Origin of the sequence: Paenarthrobacter nicotinovorans, assembly GCF_007670255.1 — a bacterium.
Taxonomy (GTDB): Bacteria; Actinomycetota; Actinomycetes; order Actinomycetales; family Micrococcaceae; genus Arthrobacter; species Arthrobacter nicotinovorans_B.
The window spans coordinates 314,401-336,022 of the sequence record NZ_SZVS01000002.1 but is presented as its reverse complement, the minus strand read 5'-3'; the positions used below and the strand labels follow the sequence as shown (position 1 = coordinate 336,022).

Genomic DNA, 21,622 nt, shown 5'->3' with positions numbered 1-21,622 from the left:
TCACGTCCCTAACCCGCTGTTCCGTTGCTGCCCTGCAACGGAACAGCGGGTTTTCGACGTTCTGGCCTCGACAAGGCAGTCTTCACTTGCCGCTCCACTTCCCACGGCCTGCCGAGATCCTGCCACTCGATTCGGATAACGTCCCAGCCCAAGGCTTTGAGTGCTTTCTCACGTCTCCGTTCCTGAAAAACCACCTCGTCAGTGGGCGCATAGTCGAAGTACTTGGTGCGGCCGTCGAACTCGAGAATGACTTTGCTGTCGGGCCATCCGAAGTCTCCGCGGTAGCGACCGATGGGAGTATCGACTTCGAGCTGAAGCACGGCTTCCGGGATTCCCAGCCTCTCCAAAAGAGCACGCGTCCGGGTCTCGCCCACGGATTCGGAACGGCCATCCATTGCGTCCAGCACCCGCCGCAAGCGTCGAGCGCCTCTGGTGATCCGGCCCCCGTCCACATAAGCCTGAATCAACACCGGATCCGCCCCTCTACGAAGGGCTTGGTCTGCGACCACCAGTGCCCGTTCGAATTCCAGGGTCCGGGCACAATCGACGACAGTGCGCTCCAGGCTCGACACTCTGGCGCGTCGCCCCCAAGGCGTCAGGATCTCAACAATCTCGGCAGCTTCCAGCGCTCCACCATGTGCCTGTACATCCTCCCCGGAACTTGCCTGGGACGGCGAGAACGGCGTGGTGACGTGCACCAGGGGCCCACCATCCCACGGTGCGCATCCATGCAGGCGCGCGGCACTGGCATGGCTGTAGAGACTGGCCGAGCGCGAACTAAGCTGGTGTGCTTGGATTCTCAGCAGGTCCTGCTCCCAGGGAGGTCGGCGACGCCAGTCTGAGCTTCGGGCGTATGCGCCCCGTCTTACCCGAATAAGCTTGCCGGAGCGCACACCCGCTGTCAGCACGCGGTCGCCCAAGACTTTTCCTGCGAGTTCCGACGTAACAGCAATGGTGCTGTCAGGCCAATTGGCGGCTATCAGTGCATCCAGTTTTCGCGATTGCATGCATTCATCGTGAGTTGATCCAGGGATGTCAGGACATCCCTTTTCCGCCGTATGTGGACAAGTGCTGCATCAAACCACGCCGGTGCGGAGACGGCCCTTGGCGCGCAGCCCCCCTAATAACGTCGCGGACCCGCACCAACGTCGTTGGGCTACAACGTAAAAGCGGGCCGACAACGACTTTGACCCGCAGCGGCGGATCAGCCGGCCATGAACTTCAGATACGCACGGCCCTGGGCCTGGAAGGAACGCTCCGCCGCCGGACCCAACGTCCCCGCGAACGGCTCAGGCTCGACGCCGACGTTCTTGCCACTCACAGTCCTGCTCCACGTCCCGATAACCTCGCCCCCGGAGACGATGATCCGCTTGAATACCCCGTTCTTTCCAGGCACCACGAGCTCGGCGAATTCAGGATCCAGGACCAAGCTGCGGTCCTGGTAGCCCAGCAGGTACTCGTCGAACCCGGGCAGAGCCAGCAACGAGCGCGAGCCGGGAACGCCGTCGTCGAGTATTGCCGCTGACTCGGGCGAAAGCCAATAGCCGGCACCGCCAATCTGCAGCTCAACCAGGCGGTCCCGGACCGCATCGAGGGCGGCGCGGGCCTCCGTCAGGGGAATCTGGCTCCACCAGGAGAAATCCTTCACCGTCGCCGGCCCCCGGCTCCTGACGTACCGGAAGAGCAACTCGGCGATGCCTTCCTCACGGCCAAGGTCGCGGGACTCCGGGATCCATTCATCCAACGGTACGAAGAGTTGCTGCACCCCGACCTTCCCGTTGGAAACCGCCATCGGCCCTTGAACGAGCCACGCGCGTTGACAGAGGCTCCCAAGCAGATGGATGCCGCGCTGCGCCTTGGTGGGCTGGCCGGCTTCCTCGAAAGCCTGGAAAAGCTGCTCCCGGGTCGCACCCGGCGCGCCCTCCGCCCTGAGGACTTCGGTGGTCTTGAAAGCAATGTCCCGGCAGTGGGCGATGTCGTCGGGGGTGATGGAGAGCTCGCGGTGGCGCCCCGCCACGGCGTTCATCAGCCGTCCACTGGTGATACCCAAAATCCAGCGGAGGTCCTCAGGGGCCAGCAGATGCAAGGTGCCCCGCATCGGCCACGATCGGACCACCGTCCCGGCGTCGAGCGCGGCGCGCACATCCGAGGCCGCGATCCCGGGCACACGCTGGCCTACCGCCCATAATGCCGAGCCGAGATCCTGCGCCTGCATGGCCGTCATCCAGCGGACGGCCTCGGGAACAGTGGAAAAACCGCCACCCAACAAGCCTTGGCTGGCGAGCCGCAATCGGCCCAGGACGCGCGGAGTAAGGGGTGCAGGCATGCTTCATCCTAAAAGCAGCAACAAGCACAGGGAACCTTGCCGCGCCTCCCAGCCGTCACCCAGCAGCGGCTCCTAGGATGGTTCCATGCTTTTTGGTGATCTTGCTCCGCTCGTGCGGCCGCTGAGCCGGTGGTTGGCTACCGCCGGCTGGTTCTGCACGCTGGTCGGGCTTGGTGCCGGGCTGATAGTTGCGGTCGGAACCGGCGTCAGCCTCTCCCCCTCCATGCAAGCCATCCAGACCATCAGCTTGGTGTCGACTGCTGCCGCGGCGTTGCTGATAGGAACCGCAGCGGCCAGCCAGCCCCTCTCGGATCGCCACGATGATGCCCCCGAGCCCTGGTACTACCCTGCAGCCGCAGCGCAAGTGCGCAGCTTCCTGTTGGGGGCCATAGTGTTGCTCCTGGGGCTGGTTGGCTTCGCCACCGCAGGCTTGTTCATGCCCAGTGGGCCGTCGCCGCAGAGCATCGCCTTCAGCCAGATCTTTTTGTTGGGATCGGTCAGCTGCGGGCTCACCTTCCTGCTGCTGAACAAGGTGCTCCCCATCGCCGAACGCCGGACCCGCTAAGCGCAGGCGCTGTTGGCTACAGGCTGACGCCGATCAGCAGAGGCTCCGGGTGCAGCTCAATACCAAAACGTTCGACGACGCCGGCCCTCACCTCACGCGCGATGGCCACCATGTCCGCAGCCGACGCCGAGCCCCTGTTGGTAATGGCAAGGGTGTGCTTGGTGGACAGGGAAGCACGGCCGCCCGAAACGCTGGACTCCTCCAGGCCGAAGCCCTTCCCGAAGCCGGCTTGGTCGATCAACCATGCAGCAGAGAGTTTCACCAAGCCGTCCGATCCAGCAGGGTACTTCGGAGCATTCTCCGGGAGTTCCTCGGCGCGCCCGGCGGGGACGATGGGGTTGGTGAAGAAGGATCCCGTGGAGAACGTGTCGCGGTCGGCGGCATCGAGGACCATGCCCTTGGATGCCCGGAGCCGGAGAACTTCACGGCGGACATCGTTGGAGTAGGCACGCTTTCCAACCTCGACACCCAGGGCCCGCGCCAACTCGGCGTAGCGGATCGGGGCACTCATGCGGCCCAGCGGCAGCTGGAATTCCACTGTCAGCACCACGTACCGCGGGGATCCTTCAACAGTGGTTTGCTTCAGGATCGAATCCCGGTAGCCGAACTTCAACTCCGAATTGGTGAAGGTCTGGACGGCGTTGCGCTCCCTGTCCCAGGTCCGCACTGCGGCAATGGTTTGGGAAACGTCTGCTCCGTAGGCTCCCACGTTTTGCACCGGGGTTGCGCCCGTGGCGCCCGGAATGCCGGAGAGAGCTTCCAGGCCCGACCACGCATGCAGCACGGAGTACTCCACCAACGCATCCCAGTTGTGGCCCGCCTGGACCACCACGGAGACACCTCCGCAGCTGTCCTCGGAGTTCACGGTGAAACCCTCGGAAGCGATCTTCAGGACGGTACCCGGGTAGCCGTCATCGGAGATCAGCAGGTTGGACCCTCCACCGATGATCAGGAGTTTCTCCCCCGCAGCATCTGCCGAGCGGACGGCCTCGATGATTTCTGCTTCGGTGCGGGCTTCGACATAGTTCCCTGCGGGGCCGCCGACGGCAGCTGTGGTCAATTCTGAAAGAAGCATCTGGGTCACCAATCAAGCCTAACGGGATTCGCTGGACTCCACGGACGCTGCTTTCTGCTTGCCGGCCAGCGGCGCCAGGAAGAAGCTGACCACCAGCAGGAGCAGGGGCGCCAGCAGGGAGTGGAGGATGCCGAAATGCTCGGCCAGCAGTCCGAGGAGGGGCGGCCCGCACAGGAACGCGCCGTATCCAATGGTCGACACCACGGAGACGCGGGCGGCTGCATGGACGGGATCATCCGCCGCGGCGGACATGCCGACCGGGAAGCCCAGCGAAGCACCAAGGCCCCACACCGCCAACGCCACGAAGGCAAGCCAAGGAACCGGGGAAAATACGAAAAGTGCAAGACCCACGACGGCGGTGGCGGAGCACCAGCGCATCACCCGTACGCGCCCGAACCGGTCGAGCACGACAGTTCCGGTGAACCGGCCAACAGTCATGAACGTGACAAACACGCCATAACCCACAGCGCCCGCCGCGTCGCTTTGCCCGTGCCCATCGGCCAGCGCCAAAGCCACCCAGTCTCCCGCAGCGCCTTCTGCCAAGGCCAACCCAAGGACCAAGACCCCGATCAGAAGGGTACGGCGGTCGCGCCAGGCGAGGGCGACAAGCCGCTTGTTGTCCAGCGGTGGGGCGGTCTCTGCCTCGGCCCCGGAGCCGGAGGCCACGGAAGGCTGGACGCTGACAATGGGCAGAGGTCCCGTAGACGGGTCCTGGAAGGTGTCCGTCTCACGGGGCTTGTAAGGTGCGGCAGCGGGGGCAGACTTTTCCGCACGGAACCAGAAACTTGCTGTGACAACCGAGGACGCAACCACTACGCCCACCACCAGGAAGTGCCAGAAGACAGGCATGTCCACTGCGGCTGCCCATGCTCCGAAACCTGCTGCGGCTACGGTTCCAAGGCTGAAGGCCCCGTGCAAGTGCGGCATGATGTGCCGTTCCAGCCCGCGTTCGAGTGCCGCACCTTCCACGTTGGACGCCGTGTTCCAGCTCGCAGTACCCAGCCCCAGGACAACCAGGCCTGCGGCAACAATGAGCGGGCTGGCAGCGATCGAGGTGCCGATGCCCACGATGACCAGGCCCGTGCCGACCATGCAACTGCCGATCCTCGTGGTCAGTTTGGGGCCAAGCCGCAGCACGATGAGCCCCGAAGCCGAAATCGAGATAAAGGACGCAACAGTCATGCACATCAGCAACAGGCCGATGCCACCCGGGGTCAGGTCCAGGCCATCACGGATCGCCGGCAGCCGGGACACCCAGGTGGCAAAGGCGACCCCGCTGGCGGCGTAGGAAGCAAGAACAGCGACGCGCCACCGCAACATTTCCGTCGCAGTGGCACGCCGCTGTGCGTCGTTTGCTTGGCTCAAGAGACCTTCACAACCGCCTGCGACTTCATGAGTACTTTCTGTCCGGCAGCCACCACGGTGAGGTCGATCCGGGCGGTGCGGGCATCGGCGTCGAGCGCTCCCACCACGCCGGTGACATCGATAACAGCGCCTGCTTCATCGGTGCCGGTGGTGTCGGTGACTACTACGGGCTTGGTGAAGCGGGTCTGGTAGTCGACGACGGCGGCTGGGTCGCCTGCCCAGTCGCTCACCAGCTGCACGGCCGCACCCATGGTGAACATGCCGTGGGCGATGACGCCCGGGAGTTCCACGGACGTTGCGAAGGACTCGTTCCAGTGGATGGGGTTGAAGTCGCCGGAAGCTCCTGCGTACTTCACAAGGTCCTGGCGGGTGACGTCAATGCTGCGCGTGCCAATTTCCTGGCCCACGCTCAGTTCTTCGAATGAGTGGCTCATGGTTACTGTCCCTCTCCGCGGACCAGGATGGACGAGGTTGTGGTGGCGACTTTTTCGCCTGCCTCCGTGGAAATCTCGGAGCGCGTGGTGATCATGGCTCCCCCGCCCATGGCCCGGACGCCGTCGACGTGGAGTTCGGCCACCAGGCGGTCCCCGGCAACGATGGCGCGGTGGTGGGTGAACCGCTGATCGGCGTGGACCACGCGGGAAAAGTCGATGCCCGACTCAGGGTCTTCAACCAGTTGGGCATCAGCGCGCTGGGCAATGATGATGGCGAACGTCGGGGGTGCTACGAGGTCGCTGTGGCCGAGGGCTTTGGCTGCCTCAACATCGAAGTGCGCCGGGTTGCTGGCCTTCACGGCCTTGGCGAACTCGCGGATTTTTTCACGGCCGACGTCGTATACCTCTGCGGCAGGGTAGCTTCGGCCCTGCAGGTCCGGATTGATACTCATGCACCAACCCTATCGGGCACCGGCCTTGCAGGAAGAGCGGAACTCCCGGCTGCCTATTTCTTGTAGCTCTTGCGGATCTTCTGGCCCCGAACCACCAGTCCTGTGACGTGAAGGATCAGTCCGACGCCGATCACGGGCAAGGACGCCACTGCCAGCGCCTGGTTGCCGGTGGTGTTCCCAAGGATGGACAGGATGAGTCCGACGGCGATCAGCCCCATGGCGCTGAAGACCAGCACTTTATAGGCGGTTGAGGCGGTGGCCCAGAATTGTTCAAGCACCGTCCAAGTCTACCGGGGCGCTAGAACAACGAATCCTGCAGTGCCGGGATCTCCGTGGTGTGGGGCCCGAATTCGATGCGTCGCCCTTTCAGGGCGCTGAGGTCGGCCACGAAAGTACCTTCCACTTCATTGCCCCCGGCGTCGGGCAAGCCCGCCAAGGCGATGGCCCCCGACAGTGAGTGGACCCGCAAACCGTGCCCGCCGCCGTCGAACGCTGTCGGGTACGGATGGCGGATGGCGCCGGACGGCCGGGCGCTGCACAGCTGGTGGGCCAACTCAGGCCGCTCCCACTCCTCCTCCACAACGGTGAACCCCGTCATGGCCAGACCCGACAGCAATTCACGCACGTCGGCGGCATGCTTCCGGTTGATGGCCTGGAGTTCGACGCCGGCACGCGGCTCCACGAGCGATGCCGCCTTTGCTGCCGAACGGACCTGCTGGGCGAGGCCAAGGTCCCGGCTTACGAGGTCCTCGAGCACGCGGACCACACGGCCGTCTTCAGCGCGCGAAACATAAGAAGCGTGGACTGCGCCCTGCTCCGCCAGGCGATTCCATTTGCGCCGGGCCGAAGCAGTACCAACTTTGCTGGCACCGTTGGCGAAAGTGGCCACGTAGAGCCAGTGCGGCTGCATGAGATAGGACCGGAGCCCAGGTGGCACGGAGCCGCCGCGGTGGAAGTCGTGCATGAGCCGGGAGTCGTCCCGTGCGAAGCAGGCTCCGCACTGTTTGCCACGTTCGGCAGGAGAACCGCCAGGACAGGGAACATGTGTCCTCTCGCCCGGACCATGTACCTTGACGTGGCCAAGGCACCACAAACCGGGCATAACACGCAGGCCCAGGGATGAACCCTGGGCCAACGCAACATCACTGAATTCCCCATCCGGGGTGTGGAGCCGCAATGCCGGGGATGATGAGTCCCACGCGACTCCGTGGACCAGCACGGGGCCCCTTACAGGGAAGGCTGGACCCCGAAGGCCACGGCGAGCTTCATGATCTTCTCAGCACGGCCCAGTCGCGGCAGGTCGGAGCCGTCGCGGATGACGCGGCCGTTGGCTTCGAAGTCGTTCATGAAGTCGGTAGCCCAGGCGACGTCGGAAGGCGTGGGGCTGATGACCTCGTTGATAACCGTGGTCTGGTCGATGGCCAGGCACAGCTTGCCGGTCATGCCCATGGTCACGGTGATGCCCGTCTGCTCGCGCAGGATCGGGTGGTTGGTGCCGACGGTGGGTCCATCGATGGGTCCCGGGAGGTTGCCTACGCGGCTGGCGACAACCAGCTTGGCCCGCGGGTACGCCATGGCTTCAGGCGTTGCGGCCATGCCGGTGTCGCGGCGGAAGTCACCGGAACCGAAGGCCAGGCGGAAGGCACCCTGTGCGCGGGCGATGTGGTTCGCTTCCTCAATGCCGAGGGCTGATTCCACCAAAGCAACCACGGGAGTCTTGCCGTCCATGCGGTGGTACGACTCAGTGACCTGGTCAGCGGATTCGGTCTTGGCGAGCATGACGCCCAGGAGCCCCGGGGTACCGCGCAGGCCGGCGAGGTCATCGGCCCAGAAATCGCTGGTGGCGTCGTTGATACGGACCCAGGCTTGGCCGCCGCCGGCGAGCCAGTTCACGACGTTTTCGCGGGCAGCGTCCTTCTGGGACGGGTCAACGGCGTCTTCGATGTCCAGGATGATGGCGTCAGCACGCGAAGCCGCAGATTCGTCAAAAAGCTCCGTCTTCATGGCATTCACGAGAAGCCAGGAACGGGCGATATCGGCGGGAATATTGCGGGTGGGCCGAATGGATTCGGCGGCGATGCTAGACGTCATGTATCTACCGTATCCGCCCTGCCGCCCGCAAGGCCAAGAATTCGCGTTCCTTGTGAGGATCAATACGAACTAAACGCCATATGACTGTGGAGTCCCGCAGTATGAAGGCCCGACGGCGGTACACGCCAGTCATGAACGGCCCACCTGACGCTGTTGTTCACGCGGCTCAACACTGCGTCTTTGAGTCGCCCGGTTGCCGGGAATGGCTCAGGATTTCGTCCCGTTTCGGGCTGTTTCGCAGCGTTTCCGGGCGTTACCGCGCTACTTCCCAGCCGCCGTCGTCATGGGCTTTCATCGTTCCCAAGCCGTTGCACAGCTCGCCGAGTACTTGCCGCAGCGGATCACCCCAACCCACTCCAATCCATCGAAAGTAGCTCCCATGAAACTGCATCTGCCCCTCCTGAGCGTCGCGGCCGCCGTCGTACTAGCGCTGACGGTGAGCGGCTGCGGCGGTGCAGCCGAAGCCGGACAAAGCGGTCAGCCAGGCAACGAGGTCAAAGAACTTCGGTACCAAGGCTCAGCCAACAACGTGACCTTCCCCGAACTGGCAGCGGACCTCGGCTACCTGGGCGACCTGAAGCTGAACTGGGTGGGAAACACCACCAGCGGCCCGCAGGACATCCAGTCCGCAGCCACCAACCAGACGGACTTCGGCGGCGCCTTCTCCGGCGCGGTGGTGAAGCTGATCGAGGCCGGAGCCCCGGTGAAGGGCGTCGTGAACTATTACGGTTCGGACGAGTTGACCTTCAGCGGCTACTACGTCAAGGCAGAGAGCGACATCAAAGGTCCCAAGGACCTGATCGGCAAGAAGATCGCCGTCAACACCTTGGGCGCCCACCATGAGGCTGTCATCAACACCTGGCTGACCAAGAACGGCCTGAGCCAGGACGAGATCAAGCAGGTCCAGCTGGTTCCCTTGGCTCCCAACGACACCGAGGAAGCGATCCGCCGCGGCCAGGTGGATGCCGGAACGCTCGGCGGGGTCCTGCAGGACCGCGCCGTTGAAGCCGGCGGACTGCGCTCCCTGTTCAGCGACGTCCAGCTGTTCGGCAACTTCGCAGGCGGACAGATCGTGCTCCGCAACGACTTCATCGAGAAGAACCCGAACACCACCCGCACCTTCACTACCGGCGTTGCCAAGGCCATCAAGTGGGCAGCTGAAACACCGCGTGATGAGGTCATAGCCCGCTTCACCAAGATCATCGAAAGCCGTGGCCGCAACGAGAGCACGGCCAACCTGAAGTTCTGGAAGAGCCCTGGCGTACCGGACGCGGGCGTGATCCAGGACAAGGACTTCACGCGGTGGGAAGCCTGGCTGAACTCGGCCGGAATCGTCAAGGACAAGCTGACCGCGTCCAAGTACTACACCAACGACTTCAACGATCTCGCGAAGAAGGGATGACCATGACAGCGAAGATCAGCCTCAGGAATGTCACCAAAAAGTTCACGGTCCGGGCTACCAAGTCCACCCCCGCCACGACGCTGACTGCAATCGACTCCCTCAGCCTGGATGTCCGCGACGGCGAATTCCTCACCTTGGTGGGGCCCAGTGGTTCGGGGAAGACGACGCTCCTGGACCTGCTTGCCGGGCTTTCCACGCCCACCTCCGGCGAGGTATTGGTGGACGGCAAGCCGGTAACAGGACCTGGCAAAGACCGGGCCGTGGTTTTCCAGCAGTACGCCTTGTTCCCCTGGCGGACGGCTTCGGCCAACGTCTCCATCGGACTTGAGGGTGTGGGCGCGGACGGCAAAAAGCTGAACCGCCGCGAGCGCGCCGCGAAAGCCAAGGAGTACCTGGCGCTGGTAGGCCTCGCGGGCTTCGAGGACCGCTACCCGCACGAGCTCTCGGGCGGCATGAAGCAGCGCGTCGCCATCGCCCGCAGCCTGGCGTACGAGCCCGATGTGCTGCTGATGGACGAGCCGTTTGCGGCCTTGGATGCCCAGACCCGTGAGCAGTTGCAGGACGAGCTCCTCAGGATCTGGAAGGCCACCGGCAAGACCATCGTCTTCATCACGCACGGCATCGACGAAGCCGTGTACTTGGGCCAGCGCGTTGCGGTCTTGAGCGCACGTCCGGGCCGCCTCAAGGAAATCGTGGATATCGACATTCCGGACCGTGACGGCGAGGAGGACATCCGCTCCAATCCTGCCTTCGTGGAGCACCGCCACCAGGTGTGGACCCTGCTTCACGACGAAGTCCGCCGGGCACAGGACGCCGGACACCGCAAGATCCTCCCGGACGGCAGTGCCCCGGACGAACCAGCAACCATCCCTGAAAGGAGCGCGGCCTGATGACCACCACCCTCGCACAGGCAGAAACCGCCGCGTCCGCACCCCAGCGGACAACCGCCGTCGAGCCTTCCGTTTCACAAGTACCCACGGCGGAACGTACGACGCCGGCCCCTGGCCTGGTGCGCCGGGTCGCCTCGGCTGTGGGTTCGGGCGTGTGGAAGTCCGCCGCCATCCTTGCCTTCCTGCTGCTGTGGGAGCTCGGGCCGACGTACTTGGCCAGCCCCTCCACCCGGGTATTCCTTCCGCCGCTGCATGAAGTGCTTCTGGCATGGGGCAAGCTGTTCGAAGCCGGAACCATCCAAGGCCACATCGCGGCGAGCCTGACCCGTTCGGTGGCCGGTTTCGGGGCGGCCCTGGTGGCTGGTGTATCACTGGGCTTGCTGATTGCCTGGTACGGACGGCTGAACTCGGTCCTGAACCCGCTGCTGGAACTCTTCCGCAACACCGCCGCCCTTGCCCTGCTTCCGGTCTTCACGCTGCTGCTGGGTATCGGTGAGGAATCCAAGATCAGCATCGTGGCGTACGCTGCGTTCTTCCCGGTGCTGCTCAATACGATCGCCGGCGTGAAGACCGTGGATCCGTTGCTGATCCGGGCCGCGCGTTCGCTGGGCCTGAACAGCTTCCGACTGTTCCAGAAGGTCATCCTGCCCTCGGCGGTGCCGACCATTTTCACCGGCATCCGCATGGCGGGCACCGCGTCCATCCTGGTGTTGATCGCAGCCGAAATGGTCGGCGCCAAAGCCGGACTCGGTTATCTGATCGTGAACGCGCAGAGCAGCTTCCTTATCCCGGACATGTACGCGGGCATCCTCACGGTCTCCCTGCTCGGGCTTGGCGTGAACTTCCTGCTGGTCGGCCTTGAGCGGCACTTCTCCCGCTGGCGGACCGCCGTTGGTTCTGCCGCTTCCTAAGTTTTACCCGTGGCGATCCAGCCACACCCATCACTGAAAGAAAAGGAAAAACAATGACTGTCATTACCGAAACCAAGCTCCAATTCGCCAAGCTGGGCTCCCGCATCGGCGCCGAGATCCGCGGCCTGGACATCAGCGGCGACCTGAGCGAAGACACTGTTGCCCAGATCCGTGCAGCGCTCAACGAACACAAGGCACTGGTATTCCGTGAGGCCAACATCCTCACGGACGAAGCCCAAGTGAAGTTCGCTTCACACTTCGGCCCCTTGACCAAGGCGCACCCCACCGTGGCATCGGTGGAGGGCGAAGAGAATGTCCTGCCGGTGGACAGCGAGAACGGTTCGGCCAACAACTGGCACACGGACGTCACCTTCGTGGTGAACCCGCCCCAGGCTTCCACTCTGCGCAGCATCGACCTGCCTGCTTACGGTGGCGAGACCTTGATCGCTTCTTCGGCCGGCGCCTACCAGGACCTTCCGGAGGAGTTGCGGAACTTCGCGGACACCCTGTGGGCCATCCACACCAACGACTACGACTACTCCGTTCCCAAGAACCTGGAGCACGCCAACGCCGAGGAACGCCGCAAGGAGTTCACCCGCTTGAAGTTCGAGACCGCCCACCCGGTGGTCCGCGTCCACCCGCTGACCGGCGAGCGCGGGCTCTTCATCGGCGGCTTTGCGCAGCGGCTTCGGATTGTGGGGCTTTCCAACACCGAGTCGAAGGACATCATCCGCTTGCTGCAGGCCTACGTGACCCGTCCGGAGAACGTGGTCCGGGTGAACTGGGAACCCAACCAGGTGGTGCTGTTCGACAACCGCATTACCCAGCACTACGCTCCGGACAACTACGACAGCCAGCCGCGCAAGCTCAACCGCGTGACGATCGCCGGCGACATCCCCGTGGGCATCGACGGCAAGCAGAGCCAGGCCATCCAGGGTGATTCCAGCACCTACTCCGTGGTGGCTGAACTGTCCTAGGGGGTCTTATGTGTTGCTGTTGTAACCCAGCTGAGTCGCAGTAGATGTCGTTTTGAGCCTTGATGACGACAAGAACTGCGACTCAGTTGGGTTTAAGGGATGTTGCTTCCCCGGGCCGCCATCCACAGGCCGTACCACTCTGCCCGGGACATCTGCGCGGCCACGTCTGCAGCGTCGGCGCAGGCGCCGATGCGTGAAAGGTTGGTGGTGCCGACCACCGGCGATATCCGGGCAGGGTGCTTCATGAGCCAGCCCAGCAGGACGGCTTCCACCGTGGTGTGCTTCTCCGCAGCAAGTCGCTGGAGCATCGCGGCAGTCGCCGTCTCCGCGTCCGATTGCGCGCCCGCACCTGTGTACCGCCCTTGGGCCAAGGAGCCGTACGCCTGAAGCTCGATCCCCTTGTCCATGCAGTGCTCAAGTGTCCCGTGCGGGAAGCCGGATCCAGCGCTTTCCGGATGGTTGACCAGCACAGTGCTCTCGAGCCAATCCCGCTTGAGCAGGCTCATCTCCAGTTGGTTCGCCACGACCTGCGTTTCCAGGCGGTCCTGGAGGTAGGCAATCTGGGCGCCGGACATGTTGGACACACCCAGTTGCCGCACCTTGCCTTCGGCCATCAACTGCCCGACGGCGTCAGCCACCTCGCGCGCGTCCATCAGGGGATCGGGCCGGTGCAGGAGCAGCACGTCAACGTACTCCGTTTGGAGCCGCTTCAAGCTCTCGTTGACCCGTTCGAGGATGGCTTCGCGGCTAAGGTCGTAGTGCGTCTGCAGTCCCCGCTCCCCCAGCCTGATCCCGCATTTGGTCTGCAGCTGGATCTTCTCCCGCAGGCCGTGCGAACGGACGAGGACCTCACCAAAGACGGCCTCTGATTTACCGCTGCGGTAGATGTCGGCGTGGTCGAAAAGCCCGATGCCGATACCCCGCGCCGATTCAATCACTGCAGCGGCCTGGTCGATTTCCGCGGCCCCGTAGGAGGTGCCGTCCCAGGAACCGCCCAGTCCCATGCAGCCGTAGATGAGGCGTCCCCGCCCGTTCGCATTGTTCACTTGTTGTCTTTCCCGTGCGCTTAGGCTTCGCGGACAATCCAGGCGGTGGTATCGGCCGGAAGCTTGCCGTCCTCCAGGGGACCGCTGCTGACGACGACGGTCCCCGCCGGAAGCTGGAACGCTTCTGCGCCGAAGTTAGTCACCGTTTCCCAGCCGCCCGGGCGGCTGAAGTGCAGTACCTCGGGGTTGCCCGTTTCCACCCACTCGAGTTCTTCTTCGGTTTGAAGTTCACTGCGAAGACGCAGGGCCTGGCGGTAGAGCTCAAGGGTTGAGCCTTCAATGCCTTCCTGCGTGGACACGGCGTAGTCCTTGAACCAGGCAGGCTGGGGCAAGTGTGCGGTGCCGGCGCCGAAGCCGAAGGATGGGCCCTCCGGAGTCCACGGCAGCGGGACGCGGCAGCCATCACGGCCGATTTCCACACCCTTGTTGCGGAAGAACGACGGGTCCTGCCGTTCGGAGTCAGGAATCTCGGTGACTTCGCGCAGCCCGAGCTCTTCACCCTGGTACAGGTAGGCCGAACCGGGAAGTGCGAGCAGAAGCAAGGAAGCCGCCCGTGCCCGCTTGAGGCCAAGTTCGATGTCCAGCTCTTCAGCGGGAGCACCTGCGAGCAACCAGCCCTTGCCGTCCTGGCCCTTGGGCTCGGCACCGGTGATGTCCTGGGCTGCGTTGGTTCCCTGCGCGACGGAACCACCCTTCGGCAGCCCGTAGCGGGTGGCGTGCCGGACGACGTCGTGGTTGGAAAAGACCCACGTGGAGGAGGCTCCGGACTCCTTGGCGTGCACCAGGTTGTCCGTGATGATCTTCTTGAAGGATGCGGCGTCAAAGTCCGACTGCAGCAGGTCGAAGTTGAAGGCCTGGCCCAGGCCCTCGGGGCTGGCGTAACGCGCGCGGCGTGACTCGTGGACCCAGGCTTCGGCGACGGCCGTCCGGGGCGGGTTGTATTCGTTGAAGAGTTTGCGCCACTCCGCGTAGACCTCGTGGACTTCGTCCCGGTCCCAGAAGGGGTGGGAGCCGTCGATGAAACCGTCGGTTCCGTGGGCCTTCTTCAGGAGGTCTTCCTTCATGGGCATCGGCTCGGACAGGTCCTTCGCCATGCCGTGGGCAACGTCGATGCGGAAGCCGTCCACGCCTCGGTCGGACCAGAAGCGCAGGGTCTTCAGGAAGTCTTCGCGGATCTCCGGGTTCTCCCAGTTAAAGTCCGGCTGCTCCTTGGCGAAGATGTGCATGTACCACTGGCCGGGGGTGCCGTCCGGTTCCGTGATGCGCTCCCAGATGGGTCCGCCGAACACGGAGTCCCAGTCCGACGGCGGTACTTCGCCGTTTTCGCCCTTGCCGTCACGGAAGATGTAGCGATCCCGTGCGGCCGAGCCCTTCGGCGATGCGAGTGCTTCCTTGAACCACTCGTGGCGGTCGGAGGAGTGGTTGGGGACGATGTCCACTACGAGCTTGATGCCGGCGGCGTGCAGGGCTGCGGCCATCTCGTCAAAGTCTTCGAGCGTTCCGAGCTTGGGGTCCACGTTCCGGTAGTCATCGACGTCGTAGCCGCCGTCGGCGAGCGCGGAGGGGTAGAACGGGCTCAGCCACACGGCATCGACGCCGAGTTCCTGCAGGTAGGGAACCTTGGCCGTGATGCCTTTGATGTCACCGAGGCCATCACCGTTCGCGTCGTAGAAGCTGCGGGGGTAGATCTGGTACACGGCAGCTTGGCGCCACCAGTTGGGGTCGGCCATGCGGTCGGAGTGGGACAGGTTTGCCTTGGTGGCGGAGGTGCTCACGAAACTCCTTTGATTTAGATTCTAAATTTAGTTCCCGAACCAGTATGTGACGGCTGGCACGGGAGGTCAACAGCACTTCCGGGGTCAGCCCTTCACAGCGCCCTGGGTAACCCCCGCCATGACCCACCTCTGCGTGAACAGGTAGGCAACGATAGCCGGGGCCATGGCCATCAAGTAAGAGGCGAAGGAGACGTGGTAGTTGTTGCTGAACTGCGTCTGGAACAGGCTCTGCCGCACGGGAAGGGTCTGGAGCGCGGGATCGGAAATGATCAGCGAAGGCATCATGAAGTCGTTCCAGGCATAGAGGAAGGCGAAGATACCCACCGTTGCGCTCATGGGAGCCAGCAAGGGGAAGATCAGTTTCCAGAAGGTCTGCCAGGTGGTGGCTCCGTCGATCCTGGCGCTTTCTTCCAGCTCCATGGGGATGGAGCGCAGGAACGCGGTGAAGAGAAGCACGCTGAAGCTCAGTTGGAACATCGTGGCCAGCAGGATCACACCGAAGGGATTGTCCAGGCCCAGCCGCCCGGTCAGTTGGATCTGCGGCAAGGCCACTACCGGGAACGGGATGAACATCGCCGCGAGCAGGTAGAAGAACGAATACCGGAACAGGCGCCTGTCCCAGTTGCGGACAATCGCATACGAGGCGAAGGCTGCAAGGACGATCGTGGCAACCACGGTCCCGGCGGTAACCAGCAAGGACATCGCCGCCCCCACGGGGAAGTTGGTCAGCGTCCAGGCCTGGATGAAACCGTCGAGGCTGAAGGGAGCCGGCAAGGAGAAGGCATTGCCGTCCACGGCCTGCCCCTGCGTCTTGAACGCCATGGAGACGGTGACATACAAGGGCAACAGCACAGTCACTGCGCACAGGACAAGGACGGTGGTCGCGGACCAGTTGATCCGCTCCGGCTTTTCGGGTGAGCGCCGGGCACCCGCAGAGGTGGCCTTGGTGGCGTGTTCAGAGTCGAGGGTGGCTTGTGTGCTCATCAGAGGGCATTCCGTCCGCGGGTCAGGGATAGCTGTACAAGGGAAATGGCAATGGCTACCAGGAAGAAGATCGTGGCGTTGGCCATCTGGTAGGCATAGTCTCCGCCGTTGAAACCGGTAATGACCGTCATGGCGATGCTTCGCGTGGAGGTACCCGGTCCGCCGTTGGTCAGACCCACGATGATGTCGTAGGCGTTGAGGAAACCCTTGAACCCGAGGATGACGTTGATGACCACATAGCCGGCAACCAGCGGCAGCGTGATTTTGAGAAGCTGTTGTGCCTTGCTCGCACCGTCAAGGTCAGCTGCCTCATAGACGTCCCCCGGTACCGCGACGAGGCCCGCGATGTAGATGAGCAGGGATCCAGGAACTGCCTGCCATGCAGTGACCAGCACGATCGCGATCCACGCCAGGTCGGGGTTGGCCAGGAGGCTCCCCTCCAGCCAGGGGATTCCTGCGGAAGCGCCGAACGCCGGCAGGGAGTTCGAAAAGAGGAAGTTGAACACGTAGGCGATGATGATGCCGGAGACAACCATCGGGATCACGAAGATGGTCCGCAGCGCAGACTTCATCCGGATGCGGGAGGTCAAGCCGACGGCCAGCAGGAAAGCGATCACGTTCACCGCGATGACTGTGACAATCGAGAAGCCGAACGTGAACAAGTAGCTCTGCAGGATGGCGGGGTCACTGAAGAGGGCGATGTAGTTGGTCAGCCCGACGAACTCCCAGTCTCCGATGCCAATGGAGTCCGTAAAGCTGAAAAAGATTCCGATGACTCCCGGGACTGTGATGGCCAAGGTGAAAAGGACAAGGCTCGGCAGGAGGAAAAGGTAGAAGATGGGTTCAACCCGTTTCCCCTTGCGCTGCCGCGGGGCCGACGCCGGGCCCCGGCCGCTGCCAGGGATTCCCTGGTCTTCTGATGTTTGGGACGTTGCGATGATGGACATTTTTCTGGCTCCCTGTCTCTGCGCTACTGGCGGAAGGCCAGGCGTGCCCAGTCTGCGTCGAGTGTGCGGAGGGTGGATGTGGGGTCGGCACCAAACACGAGCGCCTGCGTGTAGTTCATGATGGGGATTGTTTTGGGAACCAGTACGGATGGCCCTTGGTACACCTGGGCGTTGTTGTAGTACTTGGCCATACCCTCCACCCGGGGGTCGGGCACTCCGCTTGCATCCTTGGTGGGAGTGAATCCCAGCTGCGAAGCGTTGTACGCCTCGATCACGTCCGGCCTGTAGAGGTACTCGAGGAATTCATGGGCCGCGTCCTTGTGTTTGGACGCCTCCGGAATCCAGGCGGCAAGGTCCACGTTCACCCGCACGCGCAGGTCTTCCGGATTTTCCGTCATCGGCAGCGGAAACGTTCCGAGCTGCAGGTTCGGAGCGGTCTTGGCAACCTCGCTGAAGGCCCAGGGGCCTTGAAGGTACATCGCTGCCTTGCCCTGCGAAAACGCGAGGTTTCCGTCTCCGTATGCGCGGCTGGCGGCGTCCTTGTTGACGTAGTTCTTTGCCAGCGTCAGCATCTTGTCCACGGGCTGGTCGAAGTCCTTTTGGAATGACGCTTGGGATTCGGGCCCCACGGCGGTCCCTTCGGATTCCAGCTTGTCGAAAAAGCCCAGAGTATCCAGCTGGCCACCCACGGAGTAGTCGAACCATCCCTGGGCGATGGTCCAATCATCTTTCCAGGTTGCATAGAACGGCGTCACTCCGGCTGCTTTGAGCTTGTCGCACGCAGCGATCAGTTCGCTCCAGGTACGTGGAACCTCGATGTTGTTGGCGGCGAAGATCTCCTTGTTGTAGATCACCGAGGAGGCCATGATCGAGTACGGCAAGGCGCTGGTCCGACCCGGATAGGAACCGTACTGGTCCATCAGCGGCTGGAGGTCTTCGCGGATGCGCGAAGCGGCCCCTGTTTCAGACAAGTCGCTCAGGACTCCTCGCTGGACAAACCGCGAGGTTTCCATGTTGTAGTTGGCCAGGGCGATGTCCGGCGGGTTGCCGCGGACGAAGCTCGCAGACACCACGTCCACGCCGGAGGTGTCCAACACGACTTCCGTATGGTCCTGCGATGCGTTGTAGTCGGCGACCAGCTTTGTCATGAAGCCGATCGCCTCCCGCTTGCTGAAGGTGAAGCGGATGGTCTCTTTCCCCTGATCCCCGGAGCATCCCGAGAGCAGTCCCGCAAGCAATGCCAATCCGAGACCCATTGCTGCCATGCGTTTCTTGCGTGTCACTTTCACAGACACGTAGTCCTTTCGTCGTGCGGCCCCTCTGCCGCATGCGTCGGATGATGGCGCGCTACATCACCCAGGAATTTAGATAGGAAATAAATTTATTATCTGCGACAAGTATTCTGTGAGCGCCGCCACACGGTCAAGTCGGCGGGCGTAACAGGGCGAAGTTTAAATTTATGTACTAAATTTAGAGCGGCCGATGAGTCCTTCCATCGCCTCGCCTTAAAGTTGGGAGCACTGCATGATGAGCGGAACCGCGCCGTCCACACAGTTGGTACGCAGGCTCAACGCCGGAGCCATGCTCAAAGCCATGCGCGGAGCAGGGGTCGTCACAGGCACGGAGTTGATGACCATGACGGGTTTGTCCCGGGCCACTGTCATCTCCATCTGTGATGAATTGGTCCGGCTCGGCTGGCTGCAGGAGCTCGAGAACCAGCGTGGCGCGGGCGACTACATCAAGGGCAGGCCCGCACGCAGGTTTGTTTTTGACGACGGCGCTGCGAGCGTTCTGGGAATCGATATCGGCGTCAACAAGATCACCACAATCGTCGCCGACATGGCCGGGACCCCGCTGTCCCAGGTCACCAGGCCCTTCCGGACCTATAACGTCTCAGCAGCCGAACGGGCCGACGTCCTGGACAAGATTGCCGCCGAGGCACTCGAGAAAGCGGGTGTTCCCGCCGACTCCGTGCTGGCGGTATCGGTCGGCGTCGCAGCACCCGTCAACCGGGAAGGCGAAGTCCTCACCGTCCAGGAGTTCTGGAAGTCCTTCGACGTCCGCCGGATTGTCTCGGAACGGCACGGCTGGCACGTGCTGCTGGAAAACGACGCCAACCTCGCGGCCCTTGCCGAACGCTGGCGGGGCACGGCCAAGGGCGTGGGCAACCTGGTGGTCATGCTGGCCGGCGACCGGCTGGGCTCGGGCATCCTCGAATCGGGGCGCCTGCTGCACGGTCATCTGGGCGGGTTCGGCGAACTGGGGTTCCTCAACAACGTCGAAGGCGTGGGGAGCACCTACGGCATTGCATACGAAGCCACAGCGGCAGGCCGGGAAGCCTTGAAGACGCAGACAGCCACAAAGCTGCGGGCACTCTGCGGCGGGAATCCCGATGCCCTGACCGCAGAGATGGTCTTCACCGCCGCCGCAGAAGGTGACGCTGCCTCAAAGAAGGCATTGGAGAGCGTCTCCCTCCGCATGGCGAAGGTAATTGGCGCCATCAGCACACTGGTCAATCCCGAACTCGTGGTGATCGCCGGAGGAGTCGCCGCTTCAGCCGAAGTGCTGCTGCCAGGCATCGCCAAACACCTTCCGGAGTTCACCTTCACTCCCCCGAGGCTGGCGACCTCCATTGTGGGCGACGGAATAGTTTCCCTCGGAGCCATCCGGCATGCCTTGGACTACGTCGAGGAACACGCGCTGGACCTCTCCCCCTCCTCGCGGCCCAACCGGGCGTCCTGAGCCTGCCCCAAGCGCCAACTACTCCGGCATGGACATGGTCCGCAGGTCCAGCTGGCGCAGGACCCGGTCCGCCACCTCGGGATCGGTCCCCGGCTCATTCCGGGCCTGGACCACTTCCATCCGGGCCGCATCCAGGGCGATGGTCTGGACAGTGATGGCCAGTTCCCGGCCCCGCTCGCGTTTCTCCTTGGCAGACTCGTTCTTCAGGGTGCCATCGAGCAGCTCGGCGTGCAGCCGGCGCATCTTCTCCTTCACCAGCGCCACCTTCTCCGGAGGAAGCTCCTTCATCAGGTCGTGGTCCTTCAGGGCAGCAACCGCCGCCGTCTGTGCCCGCTTGGCCAGCAGGCGCGCAGCATCCTTTTCATGCGAGCCGTCCTCGGTAGCGTCCAGTACCCGCATCAACCACGGCAGGGTCAGCCCCGGAAGAACCAGGGTGGCCAGCAGCACGGCGCAGGAAATGACCAGGATCTCGTGCCGCGCAGGGAAGTCGCTGCCATCCGGCAACGTCAACGGAAGCGCCAAGGCCAGCGCCAGCGTGGCAAGGCCCCTCATTCCGCACCATGTCAGGATGAGCACCTCTTTGGGTGAGGTGGGCTGCAGAAGGTTGCGCCGCCGTCGGGCCGTCAAGGCAAGCAGCCCAAGCCACAGGTACCGCACCACGAACACCAGGACACAGATCACCACGGCCATGCCGACCATGCCGAAAATGGCAGTGCCTTCGTCCCGGATCACCTGCCGGATCTCCAGCCCCACCAGGCCGAAGGCCAGGCCCGTGGCGAGCAACTCCACCACGTCCCAGAACGCCGTCCGCGTCACGCGCTCCGCTGCGTCCTGCGGTCGGGCGTGGCGCTGCAGTTCCAAGGCAGTAACGACGACGGCGACCACGCCGGAGGCGTGCAGCTCTTCGGCGAGGATGTAGGCAGCAAAAGGAACCACCAGGGTGACTGCGCTGCGTGCCACCATGGACGTGACCAGCTTGGTAATGAATTTGGTCAGCCAACCCATCGCGATGCCGATCACGACGGCCAGCGCCGCACCCAGCACGAACTGGGGGATGACCTCGGGGCCTACTTCCTTGCCGGACATGGTGGCTGCGACGGCAGCCTGGAAGATCACGATGGCAGCGGCGTCGTTGAAGAGGCCTTCACTTTGAAGAACGGTGATGAGCCGGCGTGGCATATGCACACGGCCTGCCACGGACTCCACGGCTACGGGATCCGGCGGCGCCACCATGGCCCCCAAGGCGATTGCAGCGGGGATACCAATGCTTGGAATCATCAACCAGGCGGCCCCGGCCACCGCGGCGGTGGTCACCACCACCAAGGCGACAGCCATCAGCAGCAACGTCCGCCAACGGACACGGAAAACCGCCCAGGAACTCTTCTGGGCCGTGGCGAAGAGCAACGGCGGAAGGAAGATCGGCAGGATCAGTTCCGGCGAAATCTCGAACTCGGGAAAGCCGGGAATGAACGTGAGGGCAACCGCCAGCAGCAGCATGAGCACCGGATACGGCAGGCGGAGCCGGTCCCCCAGACCGACGGCGAATACTGTTGCAAGCAGCAACCCGACTATGAGCGCCAGCTGATCCATGTTCCTGCTTCCCCAGATGTTGTACGGCCCCTTCCCCGGCCGGACCGGAA

At 63.4% G+C, this 21,622-nt stretch carries 21 protein-coding genes; 6 read left to right on the top strand and 15 right to left on the bottom strand.

Translation table 11 applies throughout. The features are described from left to right. Nucleotides 1–8 precede the first annotated feature (8 nt). Nucleotides 9–698 carry an endonuclease domain-containing protein gene (locus FDP28_RS04370; RefSeq protein WP_260842329.1) on the bottom strand — a complete coding sequence of 230 codons (690 nt, stop codon included), beginning with the start codon at nucleotides 696–698 and terminating at the stop codon, nucleotides 9–11. Nucleotides 699–1,204: 506 nt separating this feature from the next. Continuing rightward, nucleotides 1,205–2,326, bottom strand: a complete 1,122-nt coding sequence (locus FDP28_RS04365) for a winged helix DNA-binding domain-containing protein (RefSeq protein WP_144659376.1) — start codon at nucleotides 2,324–2,326, stop codon at nucleotides 1,205–1,207. A gap of 85 nt (nucleotides 2,327–2,411) precedes the next feature. On the opposite strand from FDP28_RS04365, the gene FDP28_RS04360 reads away from it, so the two are divergent. Beyond that, complete coding sequence (locus FDP28_RS04360) at nucleotides 2,412–2,891, top strand: hypothetical protein (protein WP_144659375.1); 480 nt, start codon at nucleotides 2,412–2,414, stop codon at nucleotides 2,889–2,891. 16 nt (nucleotides 2,892–2,907) lie between these two features. Here FDP28_RS04360 and FDP28_RS04355 read toward each other — a convergent pair whose 3' ends face one another. Genes FDP28_RS04355 through FDP28_RS04325 form a run of 7 tightly spaced genes read right to left on the bottom strand, consistent with a single transcriptional unit; the run spans nucleotide 2,908 to nucleotide 8,308 of the window. After that, nucleotides 2,908–3,975, bottom strand: coding sequence for a UDP-N-acetylmuramate dehydrogenase (locus tag FDP28_RS04355; RefSeq protein ID WP_144659374.1), 1,068 nt, complete (start codon nucleotides 3,973–3,975; stop codon nucleotides 2,908–2,910). A 9-nt stretch (nucleotides 3,976–3,984) separates the two neighbouring features. Continuing rightward, nucleotides 3,985–5,286 carry an MFS transporter gene (locus FDP28_RS04350; protein ID WP_144659684.1) on the bottom strand — a complete coding sequence of 434 codons (1,302 nt, stop codon included), beginning with the start codon at nucleotides 5,284–5,286 and terminating at the stop codon, nucleotides 3,985–3,987. A gap of 41 nt (nucleotides 5,287–5,327) precedes the next feature. Beyond that, complete coding sequence (locus FDP28_RS04345; RefSeq protein ID WP_144659373.1) at nucleotides 5,328–5,765, bottom strand: MaoC family dehydratase; 438 nt, start codon at nucleotides 5,763–5,765, stop codon at nucleotides 5,328–5,330. Between the two features lie 2 nt (nucleotides 5,766–5,767). Then, nucleotides 5,768–6,217 (bottom strand): MaoC family dehydratase N-terminal domain-containing protein, encoded by a 450-nt coding sequence (locus FDP28_RS04340; RefSeq protein WP_144659372.1) that lies wholly within the window; start codon nucleotides 6,215–6,217, stop codon nucleotides 5,768–5,770. A 53-nt stretch (nucleotides 6,218–6,270) separates the two neighbouring features. After that, entirely contained in the window at nucleotides 6,271–6,495 is a 225-nt protein-coding gene (locus FDP28_RS04335) for a DUF3188 domain-containing protein (protein WP_144659371.1), read from the bottom strand. 20 nt (nucleotides 6,496–6,515) lie between these two features. After that, a complete protein-coding gene (locus tag FDP28_RS04330) occupies nucleotides 6,516–7,436 on the bottom strand; it encodes a DUF2797 domain-containing protein (protein ID WP_144659370.1) in 921 nt (306 codons plus the stop codon). Nucleotides 7,437–7,444: 8 nt separating this feature from the next. Then, complete coding sequence (locus FDP28_RS04325; protein WP_144659369.1) at nucleotides 7,445–8,308, bottom strand: HpcH/HpaI aldolase/citrate lyase family protein; 864 nt, start codon at nucleotides 8,306–8,308, stop codon at nucleotides 7,445–7,447. 379 nt (nucleotides 8,309–8,687) lie between these two features. Between FDP28_RS04325 and FDP28_RS04320 the strand changes: the two genes are divergently transcribed. Genes FDP28_RS04320 through FDP28_RS04305 form a run of 4 tightly spaced genes read left to right on the top strand, consistent with a single transcriptional unit; the run spans nucleotide 8,688 to nucleotide 12,488 of the window. Continuing rightward, nucleotides 8,688–9,710, top strand: coding sequence for an ABC transporter substrate-binding protein (locus FDP28_RS04320; RefSeq protein ID WP_186313503.1), 1,023 nt, complete (start codon nucleotides 8,688–8,690; stop codon nucleotides 9,708–9,710). A 2-nt stretch (nucleotides 9,711–9,712) separates the two neighbouring features. Next, nucleotides 9,713–10,600: an ABC transporter ATP-binding protein gene (locus FDP28_RS04315; RefSeq protein ID WP_144659368.1), complete on the top strand. Its 888-nt coding sequence runs from the start codon at nucleotides 9,713–9,715 to the stop codon at nucleotides 10,598–10,600. Further along, complete coding sequence (locus FDP28_RS04310) at nucleotides 10,600–11,511, top strand: ABC transporter permease (RefSeq protein WP_144659367.1); 912 nt, start codon at nucleotides 10,600–10,602, stop codon at nucleotides 11,509–11,511. Before FDP28_RS04315 ends, FDP28_RS04310 begins: the two co-directional genes overlap by 1 nt. 53 nt (nucleotides 11,512–11,564) lie before the next feature. After that, entirely contained in the window at nucleotides 11,565–12,488 is a 924-nt protein-coding gene (locus FDP28_RS04305; protein ID WP_144659366.1) for a TauD/TfdA dioxygenase family protein, read from the top strand. A gap of 92 nt (nucleotides 12,489–12,580) precedes the next feature. Here the strand turns inward: FDP28_RS04305 and FDP28_RS04300 are convergent, their stop codons facing one another. The 5 genes from FDP28_RS04300 to FDP28_RS04280 form a co-directional block, all read right to left on the bottom strand. After that, a complete protein-coding gene (locus FDP28_RS04300; protein WP_260842328.1) occupies nucleotides 12,581–13,534 on the bottom strand; it encodes an aldo/keto reductase in 954 nt (317 codons plus the stop codon). 20 nt (nucleotides 13,535–13,554) lie between these two features. Further along, nucleotides 13,555–15,309: a glycoside hydrolase family 13 protein gene (locus tag FDP28_RS04295; RefSeq protein ID WP_144659365.1), complete on the bottom strand. Its 1,755-nt coding sequence runs from the start codon at nucleotides 15,307–15,309 to the stop codon at nucleotides 13,555–13,557. 84 nt (nucleotides 15,310–15,393) lie between these two features. Next, the gene (locus FDP28_RS04290) at nucleotides 15,394–16,293 is read right to left on the bottom strand and encodes a carbohydrate ABC transporter permease (protein WP_144659364.1); all 900 of its coding nucleotides are present in this window, start codon (nucleotides 16,291–16,293) and stop codon (nucleotides 15,394–15,396) included. After that, complete coding sequence (locus tag FDP28_RS04285; protein ID WP_144659363.1) at nucleotides 16,293–17,240, bottom strand: carbohydrate ABC transporter permease; 948 nt, start codon at nucleotides 17,238–17,240, stop codon at nucleotides 16,293–16,295. Before FDP28_RS04285 ends, FDP28_RS04290 begins: the two co-directional genes overlap by 1 nt. 23 nt (nucleotides 17,241–17,263) lie before the next feature. Further along, complete coding sequence (locus FDP28_RS04280; protein WP_260842347.1) at nucleotides 17,264–18,496, bottom strand: ABC transporter substrate-binding protein; 1,233 nt, start codon at nucleotides 18,494–18,496, stop codon at nucleotides 17,264–17,266. A gap of 268 nt (nucleotides 18,497–18,764) precedes the next feature. Between FDP28_RS04280 and FDP28_RS04275 the strand changes: the two genes are divergently transcribed. Next, a complete protein-coding gene (locus tag FDP28_RS04275; RefSeq protein WP_144659361.1) occupies nucleotides 18,765–19,982 on the top strand; it encodes an ROK family protein in 1,218 nt (405 codons plus the stop codon). An 18-nt stretch (nucleotides 19,983–20,000) separates the two neighbouring features. On the opposite strand, the gene FDP28_RS04270 is transcribed toward FDP28_RS04275, so the two are convergent. Next, a complete protein-coding gene (locus FDP28_RS04270; protein ID WP_144659360.1) occupies nucleotides 20,001–21,572 on the bottom strand; it encodes a Na+/H+ antiporter in 1,572 nt (523 codons plus the stop codon). Nucleotides 21,573–21,622: the final 50 nt, after the last annotated feature.

Bases quoted from the DNA above. Each gene is read 5' to 3' on its own strand.
- FDP28_RS04290 (WP_144659364.1), bottom strand. From the start codon at position 16,293: ATGAGCACACAAGCCACCCTCGACTCTGAACACGCCACCAAGGCCACC.
- FDP28_RS04275 (WP_144659361.1), top strand. From the start codon at position 18,765: ATGATGAGCGGAACCGCGCCGTCCACACAGTTGGTACGCAGGCTCAAC.
- FDP28_RS04280 (WP_260842347.1), bottom strand. From the start codon at position 18,496: ATGGGTCTCGGATTGGCATTGCTTGCGGGACTGCTCTCGGGATGCTCC.
- FDP28_RS04365 (WP_144659376.1), bottom strand. From the start codon at position 2,326: ATGCCTGCACCCCTTACTCCGCGCGTCCTGGGCCGATTGCGGCTCGCC.
- FDP28_RS04325 (WP_144659369.1), bottom strand. From the start codon at position 8,308: ATGACGTCTAGCATCGCCGCCGAATCCATTCGGCCCACCCGCAATATT.
- FDP28_RS04285 (WP_144659363.1), bottom strand. From the start codon at position 17,240: ATGTCCATCATCGCAACGTCCCAAACATCAGAAGACCAGGGAATCCCT.
- FDP28_RS04345 (WP_144659373.1), bottom strand. From the start codon at position 5,765: ATGAGCCACTCATTCGAAGAACTGAGCGTGGGCCAGGAAATTGGCACG.
- FDP28_RS04270 (WP_144659360.1), bottom strand. From the start codon at position 21,572: ATGGATCAGCTGGCGCTCATAGTCGGGTTGCTGCTTGCAACAGTATTC.
- FDP28_RS04305 (WP_144659366.1), top strand. From the start codon at position 11,565: ATGACTGTCATTACCGAAACCAAGCTCCAATTCGCCAAGCTGGGCTCC.
- FDP28_RS04360 (WP_144659375.1), top strand. From the start codon at position 2,412: ATGCTTTTTGGTGATCTTGCTCCGCTCGTGCGGCCGCTGAGCCGGTGG.
- FDP28_RS04340 (WP_144659372.1), bottom strand. From the start codon at position 6,217: ATGAGTATCAATCCGGACCTGCAGGGCCGAAGCTACCCTGCCGCAGAG.
- FDP28_RS04350 (WP_144659684.1), bottom strand. From the start codon at position 5,286: ATGTTGCGGTGGCGCGTCGCTGTTCTTGCTTCCTACGCCGCCAGCGGG.
- FDP28_RS04310 (WP_144659367.1), top strand. From the start codon at position 10,600: ATGACCACCACCCTCGCACAGGCAGAAACCGCCGCGTCCGCACCCCAG.
- FDP28_RS04320 (WP_186313503.1), top strand. From the start codon at position 8,688: ATGAAACTGCATCTGCCCCTCCTGAGCGTCGCGGCCGCCGTCGTACTA.
- FDP28_RS04315 (WP_144659368.1), top strand. From the start codon at position 9,713: ATGACAGCGAAGATCAGCCTCAGGAATGTCACCAAAAAGTTCACGGTC.